General features: G+C 53.4%; 24 protein-coding genes, 1 tRNA gene and 2 pseudogenes. 11 read left to right on the top strand and 16 right to left on the bottom strand.

Going from position 1 to position 23,072, the window contains the following annotated elements:
* Positions 1-559 precede the first annotated feature (559 nt).
* From AC0QKW_RS12500 to AC0QKW_RS12480, 5 genes are read left to right on the top strand one after another with little or no spacing between them, the layout of a single operon-like run.
* A complete protein-coding gene (locus tag AC0QKW_RS12500) occupies positions 560-1,246 on the top strand; it encodes a hydrolase (protein WP_473151400.1) in 687 nt (228 codons plus the stop codon).
* 24 nt (positions 1,247-1,270) lie between these two features.
* Complete coding sequence (locus tag AC0QKW_RS12495) at positions 1,271-1,666, top strand: hypothetical protein (protein WP_473151399.1); 396 nt, start codon at positions 1,271-1,273, stop codon at positions 1,664-1,666.
* An 18-nt stretch (positions 1,667-1,684) separates the two neighbouring features.
* On the top strand, positions 1,685-1,975 hold the full coding sequence (locus AC0QKW_RS12490; protein ID WP_473151398.1) for a hypothetical protein: 291 nt from the start codon (positions 1,685-1,687) through the stop codon (positions 1,973-1,975).
* A gap of 36 nt (positions 1,976-2,011) precedes the next feature.
* Positions 2,012-2,287, top strand: a complete 276-nt coding sequence (locus AC0QKW_RS12485; protein WP_473151397.1) for a UBP-type zinc finger domain-containing protein — start codon at positions 2,012-2,014, stop codon at positions 2,285-2,287.
* A complete protein-coding gene (locus AC0QKW_RS12480) occupies positions 2,245-3,264 on the top strand; it encodes a DUF5996 family protein (protein ID WP_473151396.1) in 1,020 nt (339 codons plus the stop codon). The genes AC0QKW_RS12485 and AC0QKW_RS12480 overlap by 43 nt, the downstream gene beginning before the upstream one ends.
* A gap of 108 nt (positions 3,265-3,372) precedes the next feature.
* On the opposite strand, the gene AC0QKW_RS12475 is transcribed toward AC0QKW_RS12480, so the two are convergent.
* The 3 genes and pseudogenes from AC0QKW_RS12475 to AC0QKW_RS12465 all read right to left on the bottom strand — a co-directional run bounded on the left by AC0QKW_RS12475 (position 3,373) and on the right by AC0QKW_RS12465 (position 5,470).
* Entirely contained in the window at positions 3,373-4,131 is a 759-nt protein-coding gene (locus AC0QKW_RS12475) for a flavodoxin family protein (protein ID WP_473151395.1), read from the bottom strand.
* 49 nt (positions 4,132-4,180) lie between these two features.
* Positions 4,181-4,485, bottom strand: a pseudogene (locus AC0QKW_RS12470) (SDR family oxidoreductase); the annotation flags it as partial.
* Positions 4,486-4,633: 148 nt separating this feature from the next.
* A complete protein-coding gene (locus tag AC0QKW_RS12465; RefSeq protein WP_473151394.1) occupies positions 4,634-5,470 on the bottom strand; it encodes an alpha/beta fold hydrolase in 837 nt (278 codons plus the stop codon).
* Between the two features lie 239 nt (positions 5,471-5,709).
* Here AC0QKW_RS12465 and AC0QKW_RS12460 point away from each other — a divergent pair, with 239 nt between their 5' ends.
* Positions 5,710-5,961: a hypothetical protein gene (locus AC0QKW_RS12460; RefSeq protein WP_473151393.1), complete on the top strand. Its 252-nt coding sequence runs from the start codon at positions 5,710-5,712 to the stop codon at positions 5,959-5,961.
* Between the two features lie 108 nt (positions 5,962-6,069).
* Here AC0QKW_RS12460 and AC0QKW_RS12455 read toward each other — a convergent pair whose 3' ends face one another.
* Complete coding sequence (locus AC0QKW_RS12455) at positions 6,070-6,381, bottom strand: hypothetical protein (protein ID WP_473151392.1); 312 nt, start codon at positions 6,379-6,381, stop codon at positions 6,070-6,072.
* A 51-nt stretch (positions 6,382-6,432) separates the two neighbouring features.
* Positions 6,433-6,798, bottom strand: a complete 366-nt coding sequence (locus tag AC0QKW_RS12450; protein WP_473151391.1) for a hypothetical protein — start codon at positions 6,796-6,798, stop codon at positions 6,433-6,435.
* 36 nt (positions 6,799-6,834) lie between these two features.
* On the opposite strand from AC0QKW_RS12450, the gene AC0QKW_RS12445 reads away from it, so the two are divergent.
* Complete coding sequence (locus AC0QKW_RS12445; protein ID WP_473151390.1) at positions 6,835-8,022, top strand: transposase; 1,188 nt, start codon at positions 6,835-6,837, stop codon at positions 8,020-8,022.
* 30 nt (positions 8,023-8,052) lie between these two features.
* Here AC0QKW_RS12445 and AC0QKW_RS12440 read toward each other — a convergent pair whose 3' ends face one another.
* From AC0QKW_RS12440 to AC0QKW_RS12415, 6 genes and pseudogenes are all read right to left on the bottom strand, one after another.
* Positions 8,053-8,724, bottom strand: a complete 672-nt coding sequence (locus AC0QKW_RS12440) for a hypothetical protein (RefSeq protein ID WP_473151389.1) — start codon at positions 8,722-8,724, stop codon at positions 8,053-8,055.
* Positions 8,721-8,945 carry a hypothetical protein gene (locus tag AC0QKW_RS12435; RefSeq protein ID WP_473151388.1) on the bottom strand — a complete coding sequence of 75 codons (225 nt, stop codon included), beginning with the start codon at positions 8,943-8,945 and terminating at the stop codon, positions 8,721-8,723. The genes AC0QKW_RS12440 and AC0QKW_RS12435 overlap by 4 nt, the downstream gene beginning before the upstream one ends.
* Positions 8,946-9,743: 798 nt before the next feature.
* Positions 9,744-10,463 (bottom strand): site-specific integrase, encoded by a 720-nt coding sequence (locus AC0QKW_RS12430; RefSeq protein ID WP_473151405.1) that lies wholly within the window; start codon positions 10,461-10,463, stop codon positions 9,744-9,746.
* 210 nt (positions 10,464-10,673) lie between these two features.
* Positions 10,674-10,841: pseudogene (locus AC0QKW_RS12425) on the bottom strand (Arm DNA-binding domain-containing protein); the annotation flags it as partial.
* Between the two features lie 210 nt (positions 10,842-11,051).
* Positions 11,052-11,123: transfer RNA gene (locus AC0QKW_RS12420), tRNA-Thr, on the bottom strand.
* A gap of 322 nt (positions 11,124-11,445) precedes the next feature.
* Positions 11,446-13,077 carry an alpha-D-glucose phosphate-specific phosphoglucomutase gene (locus tag AC0QKW_RS12415; RefSeq protein ID WP_473151387.1) on the bottom strand — a complete coding sequence of 544 codons (1,632 nt, stop codon included), beginning with the start codon at positions 13,075-13,077 and terminating at the stop codon, positions 11,446-11,448.
* A gap of 402 nt (positions 13,078-13,479) precedes the next feature.
* Between AC0QKW_RS12415 and AC0QKW_RS12410 the strand changes: the two genes are divergently transcribed.
* Both AC0QKW_RS12410 and AC0QKW_RS12405 read left to right on the top strand, forming a co-directional pair.
* Positions 13,480-14,952, top strand: coding sequence for a sensor histidine kinase (locus tag AC0QKW_RS12410; protein ID WP_473151386.1), 1,473 nt, complete (start codon positions 13,480-13,482; stop codon positions 14,950-14,952).
* Complete coding sequence (locus tag AC0QKW_RS12405; RefSeq protein WP_473151385.1) at positions 14,949-15,638, top strand: response regulator transcription factor; 690 nt, start codon at positions 14,949-14,951, stop codon at positions 15,636-15,638. The genes AC0QKW_RS12410 and AC0QKW_RS12405 overlap by 4 nt, the downstream gene beginning before the upstream one ends.
* Positions 15,639-15,762: 124 nt before the next feature.
* Here AC0QKW_RS12405 and AC0QKW_RS12400 read toward each other — a convergent pair whose 3' ends face one another.
* The 4 genes from AC0QKW_RS12400 to AC0QKW_RS12385 form a co-directional block, all read right to left on the bottom strand.
* Positions 15,763-17,391, bottom strand: coding sequence for a pentapeptide repeat-containing protein (locus AC0QKW_RS12400; protein ID WP_473151384.1), 1,629 nt, complete (start codon positions 17,389-17,391; stop codon positions 15,763-15,765).
* 134 nt (positions 17,392-17,525) lie between these two features.
* Positions 17,526-17,870: a type II toxin-antitoxin system PemK/MazF family toxin gene (locus AC0QKW_RS12395; protein WP_473151383.1), complete on the bottom strand. Its 345-nt coding sequence runs from the start codon at positions 17,868-17,870 to the stop codon at positions 17,526-17,528.
* The gene (locus AC0QKW_RS12390; RefSeq protein WP_473151382.1) at positions 17,854-18,051 is read right to left on the bottom strand and encodes a hypothetical protein; all 198 of its coding nucleotides are present in this window, start codon (positions 18,049-18,051) and stop codon (positions 17,854-17,856) included. The genes AC0QKW_RS12395 and AC0QKW_RS12390 overlap by 17 nt, the downstream gene beginning before the upstream one ends.
* Before the next feature lie 331 nt (positions 18,052-18,382).
* Positions 18,383-20,530 carry a sensor histidine kinase gene (locus AC0QKW_RS12385; protein WP_473151381.1) on the bottom strand — a complete coding sequence of 716 codons (2,148 nt, stop codon included), beginning with the start codon at positions 20,528-20,530 and terminating at the stop codon, positions 18,383-18,385.
* Between the two features lie 341 nt (positions 20,531-20,871).
* Between AC0QKW_RS12385 and AC0QKW_RS12380 the strand changes: the two genes are divergently transcribed.
* A complete protein-coding gene (locus tag AC0QKW_RS12380) occupies positions 20,872-21,588 on the top strand; it encodes a response regulator (RefSeq protein ID WP_473151380.1) in 717 nt (238 codons plus the stop codon).
* A gap of 247 nt (positions 21,589-21,835) precedes the next feature.
* Complete coding sequence (locus AC0QKW_RS12375; RefSeq protein ID WP_473151379.1) at positions 21,836-22,234, top strand: Na-translocating system protein MpsC family protein; 399 nt, start codon at positions 21,836-21,838, stop codon at positions 22,232-22,234.
* Here AC0QKW_RS12375 and AC0QKW_RS12370 read toward each other — a convergent pair.
* Positions 22,221-22,658: a response regulator gene (locus tag AC0QKW_RS12370; RefSeq protein WP_473151378.1), complete on the bottom strand. Its 438-nt coding sequence runs from the start codon at positions 22,656-22,658 to the stop codon at positions 22,221-22,223. The two genes, AC0QKW_RS12375 and AC0QKW_RS12370, sit on opposite strands and share 14 nt — an antisense overlap.
* Between the last annotated feature and the right edge of the window lie 414 nt (positions 22,659-23,072).

Below are 23,072 nucleotides of genomic sequence, written 5' to 3'. Positions count from 1 at the left end.
TGAGATGACGCAAATTTCAGCGTCTCATGTCACCTCACCTTTTCCCCTCGCGTCACGACGTTTCAAGCCTTTCACCCACTTGTGTCAGGCAGTCAGGCTCAGCACCTTAATCAGAGCAAAAGCCATGGGTGACCTTATGGAGGGCCGTATTGCAGGAGCATTGAGGCAGCCAGGGTCTGTCGTCGTTGGTTCACGGCAATAGCTCATAGTGATAGCCGCCTCATCTGGGGGGCAAACAGGTCGTCGCCTGCGTCAATGCTGTGGGATATTGCTACCAGATTTTACAGTCAGACCTTGATGGTCGATCGGTTATATGAATGTACTTTCGATCAAATTCGGAGTCTAACTTAAGTTAGAGTCAGCCTTCTACTCCGCGATGGCATGGTTACTCTATCAATTTGCACTGTAAAAAATTTGACTTGCTATAGGCGACAGCTTGAAGGCGACCACCTATATTGAATTTGTGCAAACAGCCCTGCAAATAAATCGAGCAAGTAAATTGCATTTTTATTTCATTCTGCAATTCTTCATTCACCAATCGCTCAAATAGGATAGTTCAATGTCTAATACTCAAAAAATCGGTCTAGAAGGCCTGCTTCGTCCAGAAGATAGCATCTTGGTACTGATTGACCACCAGCCTTATCAGTTCACTAACCTGAACAGCCATGAACCCACGATGATCATTAACAATGTTATTGGTCTTGCCAAATCGGCAAAAGTGTTTAATGTGCCAACAATCTTGACCACAGTAATCGAAGAAAGAGGGGGATATATTATTCAGGGATTACAGGATGTTTTTCCTGATCAAAAACCGATCAACCGCACTTTTATCAATACCTGGGAAGATCCAAACGTTACAGATGTAGTGAAGAAAAGTGGTCGCAAGCAACTTATACTTGCTGCGCTTTGGACCGAGATCTGTCTCGCAATGCCAGCAATTCAGGCCCTGGGTGAAGGTTATGACGTATTCATCGTTACCGATGCCTCGGGGGGTGTTACTGCGGAAGCCCATGACATGGCGGTTCGCCGCATGGTTCAGGCAGGTGCAGTTCCAATCAACTGGATGGCTGTATTAGCTGAATGGCAACGTGACTGGGCACGTACAAAAACAGCTGCGGGTGTATCAGAGATTCTGCTTGAGCATGGCGGTGCTAGTGCGGTAGCCCTGGCATGGGAAATTCAGCTCCTTGCAACAACATCAAACGCTGGCTCTGCCAATCGTGAACCCCTCATGACTGGTGTGTAACTGGGTGGATGTTGTCATTGCTCAGTGATCCAGTTCACTTGCGGCATTGCAGCAGCACTGGATGATTTCGTGCATAGAATAGGGGCGATCGCCAGCGATCGCCCATTAACCATCATCACTTCATTGCAGCTAGAGTTTTTGAGGTCATGTGTAATGCAGGATCCACTGGCCATGGGTACAGATGCAGAAACTCACCAGGTAACCGCCATCATTTCTCATTTCATTCGACCTGGGCGTGAGCAAGGGTATGAGGAGTGGTTGCACGGAATTGCGACGGCTGCTCACCAATTTAAGGGACATTTGGGGGTCAATGTGATCCGACCCTCTGATCGCGCTCATCGTGAATATGTGGCAATTGTCAAATTTAATCATTACAACAATCTCAAAACCTGGCTGGAATCCAGCGTGCGGCAGGACTAGCTATAGCGATTGCAGCCCTTGATTGAAAAGCCTGAAACCATTCAAACCCTGACGGGTTTGGAAACCTGGTTTACGCTTCCTAACAAGCCGATGAAGACTCCACCCCCGCGCTACAAAATGGCGATCGTGACATGGCTGGCAGTGTTCGTTACGATATCGATTCTCAATCATTTACTAGTACCGCTTCTGGCTAGGCTGCCGGTATTGCTTAGAACATTGTTGGTGACAGGTCTAACGGTTGCCCTGCTGACCTACGTGATTATGCCACGCCTCACTCAACTCTTTCGCAAATGGCTGTATCCCATGTAATCCAGTACATCTCTTGCCCATTCACAGGAGCCTTCCATGCCTTGTCAACACCTGAACGAACTGACGCTAGAGACTATGATTTCAAAAGCCAATTACCCGGTATTCCGCTGTGAGGAATGCCTGCGAGTTGGGGGACGCTGGGTGCATTTAAGAATTTGCCAAACCTGCGGCAAAATGCTGTGCTGCGACTCTTCTAAAAATCAGCACGCTCGCCGCCATTACGAAGAAAGCGGACACGCGGTGATTAGTTCAGCCGAGTTGGGAGAACAATGGCTGTGGTGTTTTGCCGACGAACAAAAGAAGAACTATTGATCACGCGCCCCCTTTCTACTCGCGAGGAAATCATGATGTCAAATCAGCCTGCCCCAATAGATATTTGGCCGAGTTTACCCCTAGACGCATGGCAGGATACCTATGCCACCCTACACATGTGGACTCAAATCATCGGCAAAATCCGATTGGCCCAAACTCCGTGGATTAATCACTCCTGGCATACTCCTCTCTATCTAACCGTTCGGGGACTGACCACGTCCACAATTCCCTATGGTAGACGGATCTTTCAAATCGACTTTGATTTCATTGATCATGAGCTGCTGATTCAAACCAGCGAAGGGGCAAGACGGGCGATCGCTCTCTACCCTCGCTCAGTCGCTGATTTCTACCAAAACGTGATGGAAACGCTCAAAGCACTCGATCTTCATATCACCATAAACACCAAACCGAACGAAGTTCCAGATCCGATTCGATTTGAGCAGGATGAAACCCATGCTGCCTATGATGCAGACTATGCCAATCGATTCTGGCGAGTGCTGCTACAGTCCGATCGCGTCTTTCGAGAATTTCGCTCCCATTTCTCCGGCAAGGTCAGCCCCGTTCATTTCTTTTGGGGAAGTTTTGATTTAGCCGTAACTCGCTTCTCGGGGCGATCGGCTCCGGAGCATCCAGGAGGGGTGCCGAATTTACCGGACGTAGTGGCAAAGGAAGCCTACTCTCAGGAAGTCAGTAGTGCCGGATTCTGGCCCGGAGTCGGATTATCATACCCAGCATTTTTTTCCTACACTTACCCAGAACCCGATGGGTTTAAGGAGGCTAAGATTCGTCCCGATGCTGCATTTTACAGTAAAGAATTGGGCGAGTTTATCTTGCCCTATGACGCTGTCCGCGAGGCAGAATCACCCGATCAGACGTTGTTAGAGTTTCTGCAAAGCACCTACGAAGCTGGTGCCAGATTAGGCAACTGGAATCAAGAGGAACTCAAGCAATTGACGTTCAAAATAAACCATTCCTGAATACAAGTATGAAGCCCTAAAGTTGCCCTCACCCTAGAAACAGAGTTCTAAATTGGGGATGAGGGCAAATTATCTATCGATTTAGCAATGCCTAGAAAACTATTCCTGCTAGCGTTTATGCTCAGGATTCTTGAAGTCTGTCTTACAACCTGCATCCCAAACGTCAGGTTGATTTCCGTGAGGAGGAATACCTCCATTATCTTTGAGTAGTCTGGCCATATGCATGCAGTTCCAAGCTAAAAAGGTGGTATTGCGATTGGTAAATTCGTTTTCCGGCCCTCCAGACCCTGAATCTAAATAGGAAGGACCAGGGCCTACTTCGCCTAGCCAGCCTGCATCCGCTTGAGGAGGAATCGTATAACCAATATGCGATAGGGAAAACAAAATGTTCATAGCGCAATGTTTAACACCATCCTCATTCCCGGTGATCAGCGTTGCTCCAACCTTGCCATAATCTCTGTACTGACCTTTCTCATTCAAAAGGTGAGTATATCCATACATTCGCTCTAAAACTCGGTTACAAACAGAGCTTTTTTCACCCAGCCATACTGAAGTACACAGCACTAAGATATCAGTGGCATCAATTTCTTTCTGGATCTGGGGCCATTCATCTGTCTGCCACTCATCGGTTTGTGACATATCTAACCCTAGCCCAGCCGCTATCTCATAATCTATAGGTCGAATGACTTGAGTGGTTACCCCATTGGCCTCGAAAATAGCTTTGGCAATATCGATAACTCCTTGTGTATGGGATAACACTGGCGTTCTATTGAGTGTGCAGTTTAAAAAAAGAGCCTTTAAATCACTATACTGCGCAGGGGCATTTTGGCACTGACGATCCGTGATTGTTTTGAGCTGTTGTGACATGGCTTCGACTCTCATATAAAACAATATTTTACTTTCGACTACGCCTCGCTCAAGCACTCAAGCCGCCATCCATTCTGAGGCTCGCGCCCGTAACAAAAGCGGCTTCAGGGCTGGCGAGATAAGAGACCATGCCAGCCACCTCGTCGTCCTGCCCGTAGCGACCGAGGGCAGTCATCTTAGTCACCTCTACGGCAAACTCTCCAGCTGCACAGGATTCATGTCGGTGTCGATTGGGCCAGGCTGGATGGTGTTGACCGTGATGCCGCGAGCCCCCAGATCGCGGGCGAGGCCATGGGTAAAACTGGCGATCGCCCCCTTAGTCAACGCATAGACCGAGAGGCCGACAACAGGGGTAAAATCACTGCTGGGTACTTGCCATCAGCTTTGTCCTCAGAACTTAATCCACTGATTCGAAAAACCCTGCCTAAACTAGCGTATGAACCTAACTCAACGAATAAATCACAGAGTTTTTTCATAAGCCAGAAATGTAGCGGTTCACTAATTATTCCTGCTGAAGAAAGTTCAGTAATACGGGATTGACTTGGTCGGCGTGAGTCCAGTTGATGGCGTGCGGCCCGCCAGGAATGACAACAAGTTCACTGTTTTTAATTAGCTTTGGCAGTCTTGCTGCGGTGGACTCAAGTGGCAAAATGCGATCAGCATCGCCATGGATAATCAGAGTTGGCACGTCAATGCGGGGCAGATCATCACGGAAATCGGTGAGCCAGGACGGTACACAATCCAAAGTCCCTTTAGCAGAAGCCCCTGTTGCCACATTCCAACTTGCCTGAATAGCTTCATTACTGATGCGGTCGCCCAGCAGCACATCCACATTAAAGAATTCTCTGAAAAATGCAGAAAAGTAGGCTGGACGGTCTTCAACGATCGCTTTCATAATGCCATCGAAAACGCTTTGATCAACGCCTTCGGGATTATCAGCGGTCTTCAGCAAAAAGGGCGGCACTGGAGCCATCAGCACGGCTTTCTGCACCCGCTCTGAGCCATATTTACCAAGATAGCGCGTGACTTCACCTGTTCCCATCGAGAAGCCGACCAGCACAGCATCCTGCAAGTCAAGTTTGGTCATCAGCACATTCAAATCTGCCGCAAAGGTATCGTAGTCATAGCCAAGTGAGGGTTGGCTAGAAGCACCAAATCCTCGGCGATCGTAGGTAATTACTCGGTATCCCGCATCCAGCAGCACCAAAATCTGCTTCTCCCAGGAGTGTCCGTTCAATGGAAATCCATGAATCAGTACAATCGGTTGACCTGTCCCAAGATCTTCGTAGTAGAGATCGATAGTTGCAGAATTTTCTTGGCCGACAGTAACGTAAGGCATTGCAATCTCCTATGGATAACGCATTAAATTCTCGTCTGACTCAACCTGAGTGTAGTAAGTTCTAATGCTCGGTTTCTTTCAGATTCTTAGGGTGTTTTGTCAGACTCTCGCGCAATAAGTTTCTCAGCCGCCGCAGCCGAATCAATGGCCAACGCACCAATCCATTCGCTGATCGCCATGCTTCCACCGGTCAGCTCCAGATCAACCGGTTAAGGGTAGGAGTTTGCAGAAGCTCCACAATGGTTGTAGCGACGACGCAGGTGATTTCGATGAAGATCTTGGCAAGGCCCGGCTCAGAACAGCTTGATCTCAATGCCATCCAGCAAACCATTGATCAGCTATCGGCTTGCCTAAACAGTACCCAGGCAATGAAAACCAACTGCACCGCCGCCAAAACCAATGTCGATAAGGTCTACGCCGACATTCAGCAAATGGAGTCAGGGGTTAAACACCAGCTTTCGACCCTCCGCTCTCAATTGGGGCTGGCTTAGCGGAGCTGTCCGTTTCTCAAGGTCACTGCCAGGTTACTGGACTACGTCACCAGCTAACCAGGCAGTGGATACCCCTGACGCAAAAAAGCTGGTTGAGGCATAGTCCCTTTATCGAGCATCAGTTCGATGAAAATATTTCACCAGCATTTTCATCAACTCTCCAGGCTGACATCGCAGAGGCCTTTCAGGGGTAGGCGCTGGCATGAAATCAGTCCACTCGAAGATCTCAGCAAACCCACACAAGTGCATCTGCTGAAGCATGGCTTGAATCGCTTCCCGAGACCCGATCGCCAAAAGCTTCACCGACTCTCGGTCGGGACGGGGATAGTTGCTCAGCTTTTGCCTAACCTCAACACTGACCAAAAGGTCGTGCTCTGCACCGCCAACCTCCGATTCAACAAATCCTTGGGGAAGCAACATCGGTAACCTCCAGTACATCGAGTCGTTGTCTAACATGCCAACGTTAGCATTTTAGACAACGTCTTGCACCTCATCCTCTGAAATGATGAGGATATGGGCAAAGCAGGCTACGTTCTCAAGCAAGTGCTGGAGCAGTACGGCATTACGCAGTATCGGTTCGCGGCGAATCTGGGGATTGACCGCACCAGTGTCCACCGCTGGTGCAGCGGCAAGATCGACCCCACAGGCGATACCATTCTGGAAATCGTCCGTGTTCTTAAAGTTATGAATCCAGAAGCCGCTGAAGCCTTCGCTGATCAGTACATCAATAGCGAACTCGACGAGTAATACTCCAACAGGATCAAGGCTGACTGCCTGACAGAAGTGGGTGAAAGGCTTGAAACCTCGTGAAGCGAGGGGGAAAAGGTGAGCTGACATGAGACGCTGAAAATTGCGTATCTCAGGGTCTTTACCATGTCAGCGACCACCTGCCTCTATGATCAAGTGATGCCGTTGCTGCGTCAATACAGCCATTGCCGCGACCTGCGGCACCTCAAAGCGCTGGCGTGGATGGTGACAGCGCTGGTGTGCAGTGGTCGGCTCAGCCTGCCGGAGTGGGAAGCCTATGTACCGAGTCGCGCTCGTCAGGCGCAAAGCACCGAACGACGGTGGCAGCGCTTTATGGGCAATCATCGGGTACGGATCAAAAGTCTGTACGTGCCCTTGGTGCTCGCGGCCATCCACCAGTGGAAAGGACGGCGGCTCTATCTCGCTCTCGATACTACGGTTTTGTGGAATCGCTACTGCATGATTCACCTGTCGGTGACCTGTTGCGGACGAGCGGTGCCGCTGCTGTGGCGGGTGTTGGAGCATCCCAGTGCCACCGTCAGTGCCCAACGGTATTTGCCCATGCTGCGGCTGGCCCATCGGCTATTGCAGGCCTACCCCGATGTGATGTTGCTAGCCGACCGAGGGTTTGCCAACCATGACCTGCTGGCGTGGCTGAACCAGAGCACCTGGTACTATTGTTTGCGCTTACCCAGTGCTGTGGTGGTGCATGGCCCCCGCCGTCATCCCATTGAAGTGGGCTATCTGTGGCCCCCCAAGGGCGAAGCTCGATTCTATGAGACCGTTGGGCTTTGGATTGACGGTCGCTGGCGCTGCAATCTCGTGCTGGCCAATGTCAAAGGCGTCAAGGAACCCTGGGCTGTCATCACCGATGAGCCACCCTCCCTCAATACCCTGTGGCAATATGCCCTTCGGTTCCGAGTTGAAGAGCTTTTCCTCGATTCAAAATCCGGGGTCTTTGAACTAGAAGACTCGGGTATCCGCTCAGCTCATGCCCTCGAACGCCTCTATCTCGTCGCGGCCATCGCCATCCTTTATGGCACCACCCAGGGCATGGCGGTTCAACTCGATGGCCTGCTCTCCCTGGTTGACCCCCATTGGACACGAGGCATCAGCTATCTCAAAATCGGCCTCCGCTGGCTCAAGGGGGCTGTCAACAAAGGGCGTCCGGTGCTCTACCCCATCGCCCTGTTCACCGTTGACCCAGAGCCTTGTTTTGCTTCTAAAAAAGCTGAAGCCCAGTTTTATGACCGCATCTGGTTCTCTAGAATCCAGTCCTTGTCCTGCCAACTACCACCCTGGGAGGCGGCATAAAGATGTGTCAGGCAGTCAGGGATCAAGGTACTAACGGTCTATTCCTCTAGAGCGCGGTATGCCCCGTTGCGGCTGCCCTACTTGAAGCGCCTGGATTGCCTGCACCTGAGCCACCGTCCCTCGGGCATACTGCTCAATCGTGGGCGGGGCCACCCCCTGCAAATCTTGCTGAAACCGGGCATACGGCCCTTGGTGCAGCAGTGCCGCCACGGCCTCTCCCGATTCCCCAGCGCCCAGTGCCGCTGCCGTCACCTTCTGATCAAGTTGAATCGCCGCCAGGTCGCTGCTCACATAGTCCCGGTAGAGATCGGGGTAGCTCTGAATTTTCCCTGTCACTGAGCAGGCATACTCCAGATATCGCTGCTGCTGAAGGCTATCCACAGTCTTCTGAGCGTACTGGAGCAGCTTGGGCAAAGCCTCTTTCTTCTCCTCCTCAGACAATCCCAAAATCTGCTGTTGGGTAAACGGCCCCTGGGCCAGTAGTTGAATCACCTGTCGGCGAGTCTTCCCAGTCTGTAGCGCGGCTCTAGCCACCTCCTGATCCAACCCCTGGGCAGACGTAGGGTTGTCGCTGTAGCGGGTGTAGAGGCTGTCGTAGTCCTTCGCGTCCTTGAGCGAAGCCTTAGCCAACGCCAGGTACTGCTGGCGCATCAATTGCCCTTTCTCAGTTTCGGGCTCCTTCGACAATAGAGGTTCACTCATAGGGCATCGGTGAACTCGTCGAGTAGGTCAGCTGGAGCGGCCACCGTCACCGGCTGCGCCAGAGCGAATCCACTAATGGACTCAGCCTGTAGATTCTCTGTCTCTGGGCCTCCCACCAGTTCAGTCGTATCAGGCCGAGCCAGGCCCAACTCAAATTCCTCGCGCAGGTGTTGAATCTGAGCTTCCATCTGCCAAATCGATTGCTGCGCCAGGTCGCGCAACTCGGCCTCGGAGTAATTGCCGGAGTGCCGGTAGGCGAAGGGCAGCCAGAAAGCACGAGTCGCGGTGGCCGCTTTCTCCTTGCCGTTGTAGGTGTCGTGGATCAGCTAGGAGTAGGTGATGCCGTTGGGTGAGGTGCGATCGGGCTCGAAGATGAAGCGCACTCTGGGCTTATTTTTGGAAGAGCCGTCGGAGGATGACGCAGAAGGCCTTCTAGGCATGGTGGACGTCCTACTCACTGTACTAACCGTCTCGACTGAAGCACTTTTGAGTGAATTGTAGCCTGATGCGGCGGAAACAATGCTGGCATTTCAGAGGCCCCACCAAAACACCTATAGGTAGGGCTGATCCACTGCTGAAGCTATCGGGAGACACATAAGTTATCGCTGCTAGAGGTTGCGATGGTCAAAGACCGGCCCTAAGGCCATCATCTAAGCCTCTGCTCACCAGAATGAGACAGAAAATATGCGATCGATAGCTCGACTTGCGGACGAACTGTCTACCTCTCTAAAGGTGTCCAAAAATGCCCAAACATGCCTAAAAGCTGAGGTTTTGGCACATCATTGAGATAAAGGTTGAGATAAAAATTGATTTTTGAATTGGCCTGGGTATTAAGACTGCTTCTTTGTAAGGCTTTCAAAAATATGACCGCCCGATTCGTAAGCAGTTCCTCTACCTGTATTCAAGAATAAGGGGGTTTATCTGGCGCTGGTTTGGGTGTAATGGCTTGGCTAATTACACCCAAACCAACAGCTTGGTCGGTTAGCCAGATCCTAGCTGTCCATCGCAAGGTACTCTCGTCAAATCTCGGGCACCTGGAACCGTGCCAGGGTACCCGCGCAGTGCTTCATGATGATCTCTGGCGAGTTGCCGACCCATTTGGCAACCTGCGACACACTGATCCCCTCCTCCAGGCAATGGGTGATGAACGTGTGTCTAGCCTGGTAAGGCTTTCGGTAGCGAATGTCGAGCTCCTCCAGAACGGCTGACCACCCGCGATTGCGAAAATTATGAAAGTTTAGAAACTGCCCCTCGAATGACGGAAAGACTAAGTTGCTCCGCTTCGCTTGGGGCGGTCGATGATCGGTCAATAGCTGTCGGAGTTGCTTATTAATGGGAAACTTCCGCTTCAGTTGCGTTTTGAGCCCATCCTTCAGCACTCGCCCCTGCACAGAATCCACCACGGCTTGGTCAAAAATGATGTCATCGGTGGTGATGTGCTTCCATTGCAGACCCGCTGCTTCTGAGGGGCGGCACCCGGTGCAGAACAAGAACCGAACCACAGGCGAGTAGTAGGCGTAGTACCGATTGTTTTCAAAGCCACTGATAATGGCTTGACGTTCTTCACGGGTAAACGGATCGATATCCGTCCTGTCTTCCGAAGTCTTGGGAATCTTGATGTCTCCTGAAAGCCCTTCAAAGGGGTTTTGATCGATCAAGTCATTGCGCTTGGCCCAGCGGCAGCAGGATGACAACGCCTGAATGAACCGTTTTGCAGGATCGGGGTTGAGATGGGTCATAGCCCAATCAAAAATCTTTTGAGCATCCTTGAGTTGCTTATGGGGACATCGCTTTAGGTGAGAGGTGTTGACGCAGTACCCATTCCGCCAAGTGCCAGGAGCAACCACGGGCTCTTTGACCTCACAGAATTTCTCCCAAAGCTCAGGAATAGATGGGGCTGTCGGTTTGCTCTTCACCGGTTCCGCGGGCGCAGTCTTATACTTTGCCAGGGTAGTATCAAAGTTGCCAGAGAGGATGTCTAGTTGAATTTGGCTAGCCCTCTGCTGGGCTACCATCCGGCCTGTGGGAGTATCGGGGAGCCCCACTGAAATATAATGACGCTCACTGCCATAGCGAAATCGCAATTGCAAACGGCCATGGGAAGCAATGACCTTCACAGTTCCTTTAGAAGCCTTGCCAGAAGGCGTTTTCGGCGTTTCGGGTGAATGCCTAACAGTACACCTGCTCTTAAACCCAATTTACACCCAAAGTTGCCTAAAAACGCCCAAGTGAAGGATATGTTTACACCCAAAAATGGTGAAGCTCAGGTTATCTTTAGGGTGTTAATTCGCCCTGTAACCCTTGTCAGTCAATCATTCTAGCTCTTAAGCCGATGGCGGGATTTGAACCCGCGACCGCTCGATTACGAATCGAGTGCTCTACCACTGAGCCACATCGGCGTTTGTTTTAGCACAATTAAGCATTATACCAGCCTAAGATGACGGCCAAGTAATGCTTCCCCAAAAAAGCTGAGAAGCTTATTGGGCGAGGTATACAGAGCAGATTCGATATGGTTAGGTGCAATTGGGATTGCCTTGTGGGGCAAAACCCCTTGTACTGAAATGTTGCGGTAGGCGTTAGGAGTACTCATCATCAAAGCCTGATGATGAGTTACGGCTGCTGAGACAGTGAAGCAGATTTGTGAATCCCAGGGTTCTCCGGCTCGTTGGATCTGACTTAATCTCCATTCGTACGGAGAACTCTGGGTTTTATGTTGGTGTTCTAGGTGATCACTGTGGGTTGATCGCGGCCTGTCAGCGTCTTGATCTGGGCAATCTCGTCGGCCAGATCAATCAAGTCGGCCAGAGCCTCTTGGGTATCTTGGTTGTGTTTGGCCGGGTCTGCCTCGTAGCGCTCCACGTACAGCCGCAGGGTGGCTCCAGAGGTGCCCGTGCCCGATAGGCGAAAGACAATGCGCGAGCCATCGGTAAAGCCAATCCGCACCCCCTGCTTTTGGGCAATGCTGCCGTCTACCGGGTCGGTGTAGGCAAAGTCGTCGGCGTAGTCAACGGTGTAGGGGCCGAAGCTTTGGCCGGGCATGGTGCTCAAGGCACTGCGCAGGTTGTCGATCAGGGTGTTGGCGCGATCGCTCTCTACCCCCTCGTAGTCGTGACGGGAGTAGTAGTTGCGCCCGTAGGTGCTCCAGTGCTCTTTGACAATCTCTTCTACCGACTGGCCCTTCACCGCCAGAATATTTAGCCAAAACAGCACTGCCCACAGCCCGTCCTTCTCGCGGATGTGGTTGGAGCCGGTGCCGAAGCTCTCTTCGCCGCAGAGGGTGGCCTTGCCCGCATCCAGCAAATTGCCAAAAAACTTCCAGCCGGTGGGGGTTTCGTAGCAGTCGATGCCGAGCTTGGCGGCGACGCGATCGGGGGCTTGGCTGGTGGGCATGGAGCGGGCGATTCCGGCCAGGCCGTCGCGGTAGCCGGGCACGAGGGTGGCGTTGGCGGCCAGCACTGCCAGGCTATCGCTGGGGGTGACAAAGAAATTGTTGCCCAGCACCATGTTGCGATCGCCGTCTCCATCCGATGCCGCGCCAAAATCCGGCGCATTGTCGCCAAACATTACCGCCACTAGGTCGTGGGCGTAGACGAGGTTGGGGTCGGGGTGGCCACCGCCAAAGTCTTCTAAGGGTTCGCCGTTGACTACGGTGCCTGCCGGAGCATTGAGTCGGCGCTCAAACAGGGCCTTGGCGTAGGGGCCGGTGACGGCGTGCAGCGAATCCATACAAAAGCGGAAGTCACCAGAGAGCAACTGCTGGATCTGGCCAAAGTCAAACAGGGTTTCCATCAGCGCGCCGTAGTCGCTGACCGAGTCGATCACTTCGACCGTAGTGGGGCCGAGGCTGTGGGTAGCGATGCGATCGAGGTCAATATCTGCCGCATCGAGAATGCGGTACTCGGTGATGGTGGTGGTGCGATCGTAGATGGCGTCGGTGATGCTCTCGGGGGCAGGGCCACCGTTGCCAATGTTGTACTTAATGCCAAAATCTTCATCTGGGCCACCGGGGTTGTGGCTAGCCGAGAGAATGATGCCGCCAAAGGCGTTGTGCTTACGAATCACGCAGGAGGCCGCCGGGGTCGAGAGAATGCCCCCTTGGCCCACCAGCACTCGACCAAAGCCACTGGCCGCCGCCATCTTAAGAATGACTTGAATGGCTTTGCGGTTGTAGTAGCGCCCGTCGCCACCCACCACCAGGGTTTGATTTTGATAGCCCTCCAAGCTGTCAAAAATGGACTGAACGAAGTTTTCTAGATAGTTAGCTTGCTGAAAAACCTTAACTTTTTTCCGCAGACCCGAGGTGCCGGGCTTTTGGTCACTAAAGGGCTGGGTGGAAACCGTTTGAATAGTCATAGAATGAAAAGCTCGCTCCAAGGTCAACCAGGTGCAACCCCAGGATAAATCCCTGGCTCACCTTGAAGGATAAATCCTTCGCCAACTTTTTCCATCACTATAGGGGGCACCGTAGAGGGTAAACCCTAAGAAGGAGTTAAGGGGCGAGGCTCGCCCCTTGGTTTCTCGATGCTAGGCTGCAAGAGCGCAGCTCTACCAGCGGGGCTGGAGCGACATGACGCCCGAAAGCCATCACCCTAGCCCTCTTTCCTTGGGAGAGGCAAGCCGGGGAACGGGTGTCGCTTGACCTATCAAGGCAACAAAGCCCCCCAAAAATCTTCACAATCGGGAATACTTAAGGAACCCATTTCCCTGGTTCGCATCTGTCCCTAGGGATTCGTTTCTGGTGTTGAGCGACCATCCTTGAAACACTTTGCCAGGCTCAAACCTCATCTCGCCCCACTGTTAGTTCACGGCTGGCCCAAGATGCTGGGGGAGGCCCGCACCCGCATTTTGATCTGGTATCTGCTGCTGATGGCCATTTCGAGCGTGGCTTCGGTGCTGGCGGTGCGGCAGATCTTATTTACTCGACTAGAAGAGCGCGTGGAGCAGTCGCTCTACCAAGAAGTCGAAGAGTTTCGGCAGCTGCGCAATGGCAGAAATCCGGATACGGGGCAGCCCTTTGGCGATGACATTGAAGCGATTGTTGACGTGTTTTTGTCGCGCAACATTCCTGAAGATAACGAGTATCTACTGGCCATTGTCGACGGCGAATTTTATAAGGCCAGCTCCCTCGCTCTGCCCCTGCCGCTGCAACCCGAAGGCGCGTTAATGGGCCAGTGGGGCACCCTAACCCAACCCCACCAAGACAGTGAGAATACCCTCTCGGGCACGGTGCTCTATTTAGCTGAGCCGATCGCCGCCTCGGGCCAAAGCACCGGCGTGTTTGTGGTGGCCCATATGATCAGCCGCGATCGCGCTGAGGTGACCGAGTCGGTGCTGATCATTGCTCAGGTGTCGCTGGTGGTGCTAGCGATCGCCTCGGCCCTGGCCTGGTTTGCGGCGGGCCGGGTGCTGGCCCCCCTGCGGCTGCTGAGCCAAACCGCCCGTTCGATTACCGAGTCAAACCTGACCGAGCGCATTCCTCTCGATGGGTCGGCGGGAGATATTGCCGAGCTGACCCGCACCTTCAACGACATGCTCGATCGCATTGAGGGCACCTTCAACAGCCAGCGGCAGCTGCTCAACGACGTCGGCCACGAGCTGCGCACCCCGATCACCATCATTCGCGGCCATCTGGAGCTGATGGGCACCACCCCCGAAGAGCAGCAGGAAACCCTGGATATTGTGATCGACGAGCTCGATCGCATGAGCCGCTTTATCGATGAGCTGATGCTGCTGGCCAAGGCCGAGCGGCCCGACTTCTTGTTTCCTGAACCGATCGATCTGGCGGGGTTCACCGAGGAGCTATTTGCCAAGATCACCGCCCTGGGCGATCGCCGCTGGCAGCTAGAGAGCGTCGGCGATGGCCAGATCGTGGGCGATCGCCAGCGCCTGACCGAGGCAGTTGTCAATCTGGCACAAAACGCCACCCAGCACACCCGCGCGGGTGAAACGATTGCCTTGGGTTCTAGCCGCCGCTACGACCAGGTCAAAATCTGGGTGCGCGATACCGGCGAAGGCGTTGATGTGGCTGACCAAGAGCGCATCTTTCAGCGCTTTGTGCGGGGCAAGAGCCGCTATGCCCGTTCGGAAGGATCTGGACTGGGTTTGGCCATCGTGCAGGCGATCGCCCAGGCCCACGGCGGCACCATTCAGCTCGCCAGCCAGCCCAACCAGGGGGCGACATTTACCTTGGTTTTGCCCCTCAAGCCCCGACCGGAGAGTCATCCATGAGCCGCATCTTAATCGTTGAAGATGAGCCTCGCATCGTCTCTTTTTTAGAGAAGGGCCTGCGCTCCCACGGGTTTACCACCACCCACGCGGCGGATGGCGAAATGGCGATCGCCATTGCCCTAGATGGCGAGTTTGACCTGATGATTCTCGATCTGGGCCTGCCCGATCGCGACGGCATGACGGTGCTAGAGGCGCTGCGCGGTCAGGGGTTTGGCAAACCGATCATTTTGCTCACCGCCCGCGACGATCTGCACGACAAGGTCACTGGTCTCGAGGCCGGGGCCGATGACTACGTCACCAAACCCTTTCGCTTTGAAGAGCTGCTGGCCCGCATTCGCGCCCGCCTGCGATCGACCCAGACGCCCGCTGACTCAGCCAAAACTACCCTCACCGTCGGCCCCGTAGTGCTCGATTTGATCACCCGCCAGGTGCAGGTGGCCGGGCAAGCCATAGAACTCTCAGCCCGAGAATTTATTCTCACCGAGACCTTTATGCGCCACCCAGGGCAGGTGCTCAGCCGTGAGCAGCTGCTTGATCAGGCCTGGGGCTATGACTATGACCCCGGCTCTAACATTGTCGATGTCTACGTAGGCTATCTGCGTAAAAAGCTGGGCAGTGGGACGATCGAGACCGTGCGGGGCATGGGCTACCGTCTGGTGCTGCCCGAATCAGTCACCGTGGCGTAGGGTGCATTCGCAGCACATCAACCTCAGCAAACCACCCCAGGATCTGCTTTGAGGCCGCAATGCACCGATTGGGCCATGTTCCTTAATGGTGCATTGCTTTGCGAATGCACCCTACAACGCCCATTTAAGGTTGGATCGCGTCTCGGGATAAACCAATTTTTTCTCCTAGCTCAAGCACGTTTGCGGTGAAGTCGTTGACGTTGCCTGTAAAGGTTGCGGCTCCCCCTGCCAGGGTTACGGCTGCCGTCCCTGCTGCAATCAGCCGTTGTAGACGTTTGCCAATGCGCTTGGGCTCTTGCTTTTCAGGCTTGTTCAGATCGCCTTCTAGGTCGTCTAGCTCCATCAGAATATCTGCTCTTTGATCTTCTGGAAACGCTTGAGATAATTGTCGAAGAGACGTTAGCAGACGAACAATATCATCGGCATTTTGACCATAGTTATTGATAATTCCACCGCTCTGATTACCTTGGACGGTCTCAGCAAAACCTCCCGCAAACTGAGCGCCGCGCATATCGTACTTTGAACCTTGGTTTTGAGCCACGATGCCAATTACTCCTAAAATTTCTGTATTTCTCTGACGTTCTAATTCAATTGTGCGCCGTGCGTCTTCTAGATGTGCCCCCTGCAATCGTAGCCTTTCCTCATACTGTGCTTCGAGGGCGGCAAGTTGGTGGGCGTAGCGCTGCTTTACCTCTGTCTCAATGGCGGCTTTATTAGCCTCGGCTTCAACCTCCAACCTCACGATAAAGGCTTGACCTTTGCGCTCCATGCCTTGAATGGAAATGTCTTCATTTGGGCGACTGGCTCGCAAGTCTTGGAAAGCTTGAAAAAAGGCTTGCCAGTCAATACCCTCGGTGAAGGTGATGTCGATGCTTTCTAGAGCACTAGCAATGATTTGAAATCTTTGGGCAAATTCACTTGGGGCGAAGACGCTTTCAGGATCGGCGGGAAGGCGACCTGAAAATTTCTCCTGTCTGTAGTCATATATGCGAAAAATATAGTTGCATTTGACCTCTGTGAGGATAGTTGAGTTGCCGATTTGCCAGTCGGCAATACAAACTCCTGTAAGTGTTGCTCGCGAGAAATTGGTGTATAAGACTTGAGATGTATTTAAGTTCGCGGCGGTAAGGTCAGCCGCTATAAATTTGACATGCCTAAGATTGGCAGCTCTGAGGTTAGCATCTCTAAGGTCAGCATAGCTGAGGTCAGCATAGCTAAGGTCGGCATAACTAAGATTGGCGCCAACAAGTTTGGCAGAGCTGAGATTAGCAACTCTTAAGTTACTTCCCGTAAGGTTTGCACCACTAAGATCGACTTTTTTGAGGTTAACACTACTAAGATTAGCCCCACTGAGATCAGCATTTCTTAGATTAGCATTCCGCAGTTTTGTAAAGCTAAGATTAGAATTCCTAAGCTGACCGTAACTGAGATTGGCTGAGTGGAAGTTAGCACCTTGGAGATTGGCATTTTCGAAATTAGTGCCGCTAAGATTAGCACCGCTAAGGTTAGCACCTTTGAGATTGGCATTTTCAAAGTTTACAGAATTGACTTGAGCATTGCTAAGATCGGCATCCGCAAGGTTGGCAGAGTCGAGATTGGCACCAGTGAGGTCGATATGGCTGAGGTAAGTGGAACTAAGATTGGCACCACTAAGATCGATTTGAATGCCAGGATTCTGTTTTCTCCATTTTCTCCATTTGTCGGAGAACCAATCGTTGAGCTTTAGCAGAGCTACCTGTTCTTCATTTGCCATCGCTGTTGGGCCTGCATCGTCACCTCACCCTAGACTACGCGCCGTTATTCATCCGTTCCGTATCGTTTTTGTGGTCTGCGGCCAAGCTGTTGGTGCCAACCGCCGTGCTTCTAGCAGTCACTTCCGCAGCATTTTCAGGGAGAACTGGTTGACAACCCTAACCAGCCTTGCAAAGACTTGTCTAGCTGCTCTATGTCAACTTGATCTAATTGCCCTAGGGTTTTGATTACCAGGCTGTCATGCACTGTATATAAGCCGCGCTTGACGGCTGTGGTTACGTTTAAGCCCGCAGTGGCCCATTGAGTCAGCACAAATTCTCCAGGCAGTAAGGAACCTGTCTTGCTGGTCAAGGGTGTAATCAGTAGGTCTCGCGACGGGTGGAGCGCACTGACGACAACTGCCGGTCTCACCTTTGAGCTTGATAAATCTGAGAATGGATAGCGCACCAGAACAACTGTATGCCTATAGTAAGTCGGCATAGACATCATCCTCGACGTTATCCCACACGGCATCTAGAGAGGGCTGGCTGGCCTGTGCCCAAAGCTCAGCCTCATCATCTGGTAGCAGCGTCACCAGAAGCTTTGTCCCTTCTGGCAGTTCCGTGGATTCTAGCAGCTCAATTTTTCCGTGATGAACTGTAGCCCAAAGCGTTCTTAGCATTGTAATTGCGACTATCGTTGTCCCTCAATTCTATGCGCTAGCTGTGATGTCTGCGGCTCAGCTAAATCTTGACCTACGTTAGTTCGTTCTGTTGGTCAAACGACTCGTGCCCACGATCGCTCAAGCTATTTTATGGATGAGGGATTGTTGATTTGGCTGCTGAGCCAGGTGCAAAAGCTGATTTCTACGGCTACTTCATCGGCCTGACAGGCGGTTAAGAACGGGTAGATGATGATCGGGTGACTGGCCTAACTACAGGAGGCTGTACGATAACCCACTGACTACCAATGAGCACTGCCGAGAGAATTACACAACGCCGTCGAGCCGCTGCTTAGGCCTCAGCTGGCGGGGTTTTGTGATACGGCCAGGTGAAATAAAAGACAGTGCCTTTGCCAACATTAGACGTCAGCCAAACGCGACCATGTTCGGCTTCAACAATTTTTTTCACCACTGCTAGGCCAACGCCGGTGCTCTCAAAGTCGTCGCGGGCTTTGAGGGTTTGAAAGATGGTAAAGATCTTGTCGTGATACTGGGGGGCAATGCCGGGGCCATCGTCGGCGATCGCAAACTCTAGCCACCCATTTTTAGCCTGCCAGGTCAGGCTCACGGTGCCGCAAATGCCCTCTGGGTCGGCTGCGGCCAGCCGATGGTGGTGCTTGATCGCGTTGTTGATCAGGTTGGCAAACACTTGACCCAGGGCCGTTTTGTGGCTGTAGAGGGTGGGCATATCAGCCGGAATATCGACTACAAAGCCCTTGGGAGGGGCCAACGAATCAACCACATTGGCCAACAGCAGGTTTAGATCGACGGCCACAATGCTGCGCTGGCGACGCCCCACCCGCGAATATTCCAGCAGGCCGTTGATCAACGATTCCATGCGCTGCACCCGGTTGCGCAGTAGCTCAAGCTGGTGACGGTTTTCTGGCGGTATTTGGCCCTCTAGGTCTTCACCAATCCAGTCGGCCAGGTTCGAGATCGCCCGCAGGGGAGCCTTGAGGTCGTGGGAGGTGACGTAGGCAAACTGGTCAAGTTCGGCATTGCGCTGTTCGAGCATCGCCGTGGTGTGGGCCAGCACCAGATTGGTGTGAGACAGTTCGTCAGCCCGGCGCAGCAGCTCTTCGCTGGCGGCCTTGCGGTCTTCGATCGCTTCGATGATGGCGATTAGGGCGGTGGGGCCATCGGCGGCGTCGCTCTCAGTCGAAACCGTCACTAGTGCCCAGATTGGGGTGCCATCGTGGCGCAGGTAGCGTTTTTCAAACTGGAGAGAGGTCTGGGCACCGGTGATTAGCTGCTGAAAATAGGCTTCATCCTGAGCTTTATCAGCGTCGTAGGTGATGGCTTCAAAGTGCTGATAGAGCAGGTCAGCGGGCTGATAGCCCAAGATCTCGCAAAGCTTTTGGTTGACCTGAATCCATTGCCCCTGGAGATTGAGTCGAGCCATGCCCACCGCCGCCTGCTCAAACACAGCCCGAAAACGAGCCTCGCTGGCCCGCAGCGATAGCTCAGCCTGCTTAGCCGCAGTAATGTCTTGAATCACGCCCACCATGCGCTGGCTAGATTGGTCTTTGACGGCCACCACCCGACCATAGGTGCTGACCCAGTGCCAGGTGCGGTCGGGCCACTGTACCCGGTACTGCCCGACAAACTCTGAGTAGGTGGCGATCGCCTGTTGAACCAACTTCTCCATGGCGGGTAGATCGTCGGGGTGCACTTGGGTGGCCCAGACCTCGGCGGTGTGGCTGGCGGTGCCCGGCTCAAACCCCAGAATGCGCTCGGTCTGGGCTGACCAAATTTGACTGTCAGTATCTAGATGCCAATCCCAAGACCCCATTTGGGCGGCACTGAGCGCCAGGTTTAACCGCTCGGCGGTGTCCTGCAACTCATCTTTGGCCACCTGTAAATTGGTGCGAGCTTGTCGCTCTTGATCGAGCAGCGCTTCAATCTGCTGGTTGGCCGACTCTAGCTGGGCGGTGCGGCGCTGTACCCGGTCTTCGAGGGTTTGGTTGAGCTGGCGAACTTCTGTTTCGGCGGTGCGGAGGCTGGCTTCTGCCTGCTTGCGATCGCCAATCTCCTTGTGCAAAGTCTGATTTAGCTCCATCAGCTGCTGAGGACTTGGCAGGGCCAGGGCCAGGGGCAGGCGGGGTATCAGCTCTAGCGCCGTATAGAGAGACAACAGCGCAGTGAAAGCCTTCACCGTGCCCGACACCCAATAGGTCGGAAACCACAGCGTCCACACCGCCAGCAGATGGGTTGTGCCGCAGGCCGCGATAAACGCGGCAAACAGCCAAAACAGCGACCTAAAGGGGGCATCGGCTCGCCGCTGCACAAAGTACACCAGCGACCCGGCAATCAAAAAGTAGGCCAGCGCAATCAGCGCGTCTGACAGCAGGTGCAGCCACACCAGCCCCGGCTGCCATAGATAACAGTGCCCGTGGGGAATATACGGCCCCGACCACAGAGTCTGCCAATTCTCAACCATGGCACTATCCTCAGCAAACGTTATAACGATGGCCATGGTGCTTAGGGTCTCTGCCCCTGGCACCAGCAAGCACTGGGGGAGCGCCATGGCGGGCCATCAAGCCCAGCCTGTTTGAACTGTTCTAGCTAGGTTGGCTATGGCCGATCGCACCTGTCCGAGCGAGTCTACAGTCCATTCATATACAGCCCATATAAGAACAGTCTATCTTGGGATAGAGCCCGGCATGGGCACAGGTCTGCCTAGGGATACGTGTCAGCCCCTATCAGTTGCCCGATAATCTAGTCACTTCGGACTGATTGATAGCCCGCACCACTTTTTATGCCTCGTTATGAGGACTACCTATGACAGATATTCGCATCGTACTCATCGAAGACCATGACCTCACCCGCTTGGGGCTCAAGGCGGCCCTCCAGCGCACCCCCGGCATGACCGTGGTAGGTGAGGCGGCCAATGGCAGCCGAGGCCTCAGCCTGCTCGAAACCGAGCACCCCGATATCGCTATCGTCGACATTGGCCTGCCTGACATGGACGGCATTGAGGTGGTAGAACGCCTGCGCCAGTCTCAGAGTGGTCAAGAGGGCACCCCCACCCGCGTGCTCATGCTCACCATGCACGACAGTGAGGCTGCGGTGATGGCCGCCTTTGCTGCCGGTGCCGACTCTTACTGCATGAAGCAGACTGAGCTTGACGAGCTGATCGTAGCGGTGCGCGAAACTAACGAAGGCAACTCTTGGATTGACCCTGCCGTAGCCAGTGTCGTACTGCGTCAGGTGCGCAAAACCCCTGCTGGAGCCGTGGCGGTGGGCAACCGCACCGTCTCGATCGAAGCGGTAGAGCCTGAGTTTGAGCAAATTTTAGAGTCATACCCCCTGACTGAGCGCGAGCTAGAGATTTTAGAACTCATCGTTGGCGGCTGCAGCAACGCTGAGATCGCCGAGCGCTCTTACATTACCGTCGGCACGGTTAAAACCCACGTGCGCAGCATTCTCAACAAACTTGGGGTAGACGATCGCACCAAGGCCGCCGTCCGCGCCCTGCGATCGGGCCTAGTGACCTAGCCCGCTAGAGCCTCATTCAAGTGCATAACTGGAGCCTTTCTGAGGAAACTCTACAGATCTTGATCGGGGCTTGTCCTCGTATCGGCCTACTCTACTAGCCTGCTTGCCGACCAGAGATCTAGCGGTTGAGAGTGTTTTTGGGGTAGAAGATCGCAGTTTTTGTGAAGTCAGCTCTATATGTTTCACGACCGTCCGTAACCCTGGTTTACGGCTTGGGGTCGGTTGTCAAAATCTATTATCTACGGCGATGGATATACCCTCATCTACTACTCTAGTGCCCACCCAGGGCCAGCTTCAGCGACAGTTATCCCAGCAGTTTCAGCGGCTATACCGTCAGCAGCTAAATCATACCCCCGGCAAAATTACCTGCCAAATTGCTGACGAAAAAGTCATGCTGGTAATCGAAGACTCAGTCACTAAGCCCGAACAGCTCCTGGTCAAACATGGTGAGTCTGACTTAGCCGAACAGGTGCGAGACGATCTCGCCACCGCCCTGCGACCTCAGATTGTTGACCTCATAGAAGAGGCGCTAGATCGTCAAGTAATCGATATTTTGACCGACGCCACTCTGGCCACTGGCCGTACCAGTATCGTTATCATTCTCTCGAGCCCGCCCGACCTGCGCCCCAGCGCTAAAGACTGCTGACCGGCAGGCCGATGAACCGATGAATTAGCTGCTCTAGAGACTGAATGAGAAAAGGCTTACTCAAATAGCCATCAAACCCAGCCGTGAGAATTTTATCGCGATCGTCTGAGCTGGCCAAGGCCGTCACGGCCACCACCGGAATATTTTGAGTCGTACTATTGGCTCGCAGCTGCTGAATCAGGCTATAGCCATCCACCTGGGGCAAGTAGATATCTGACAAAATGAGCTGCGGTCTCAGCTGCTGAGCCGCCCTTAGGGCGGCCAGACCATCGGCTACAAAACAGGCCTGAAACGAGAACTGTTCCAAAATATAGGCCATTAGCGTGAGGCTGTCATCGTCGTCATCAACCACCAAAATCAGAGGCGGCTGGGGGCAAATCGTGTAGGACTCAGGAGGGGAATTTTGCACAACTGAAGGAAACATAGACTCCTTGTTGGGGCTAGGAACGGCAGGGACTAGCTAGCACCTGCTGAGGAGGCATTCCGCCCGTGGTCAAAGAGCACGTGTAGGACTGACTTTAGGGTGGCTGAGGTCTGCGATCGCCCCTAGGCCCAAAAAACAGGCAAGGACTATGGCAGAGCTTTAGAGATACGAGCTTTAGATTTGCTTAATCTTTGCTTTGCGGCCATCTTAGCACAGGCTTTTGGAACCATGGGCCACTGGGCTAGCCATCTGCAATATTGCTTTCTGAACTATTACAGGCGGCAATATTTTCAGATGACGATGTTAGGAGTAAACCCTTGGGACTGGGGCAGGCGGCTCACTCTCCACCCTGGTCTAGCGTCTCGACCGCCCCGACTGGGGCGGCACGAGCTTATTGGGGCGAGTTTGTTAGAC

It is taken from the genome of Pseudanabaena sp. PCC 9330, assembly GCF_055795045.1.
The sequence above is the reverse complement of the archived record's forward strand: the minus strand, read 5'-3'. Positions and strand labels throughout refer to the sequence as shown.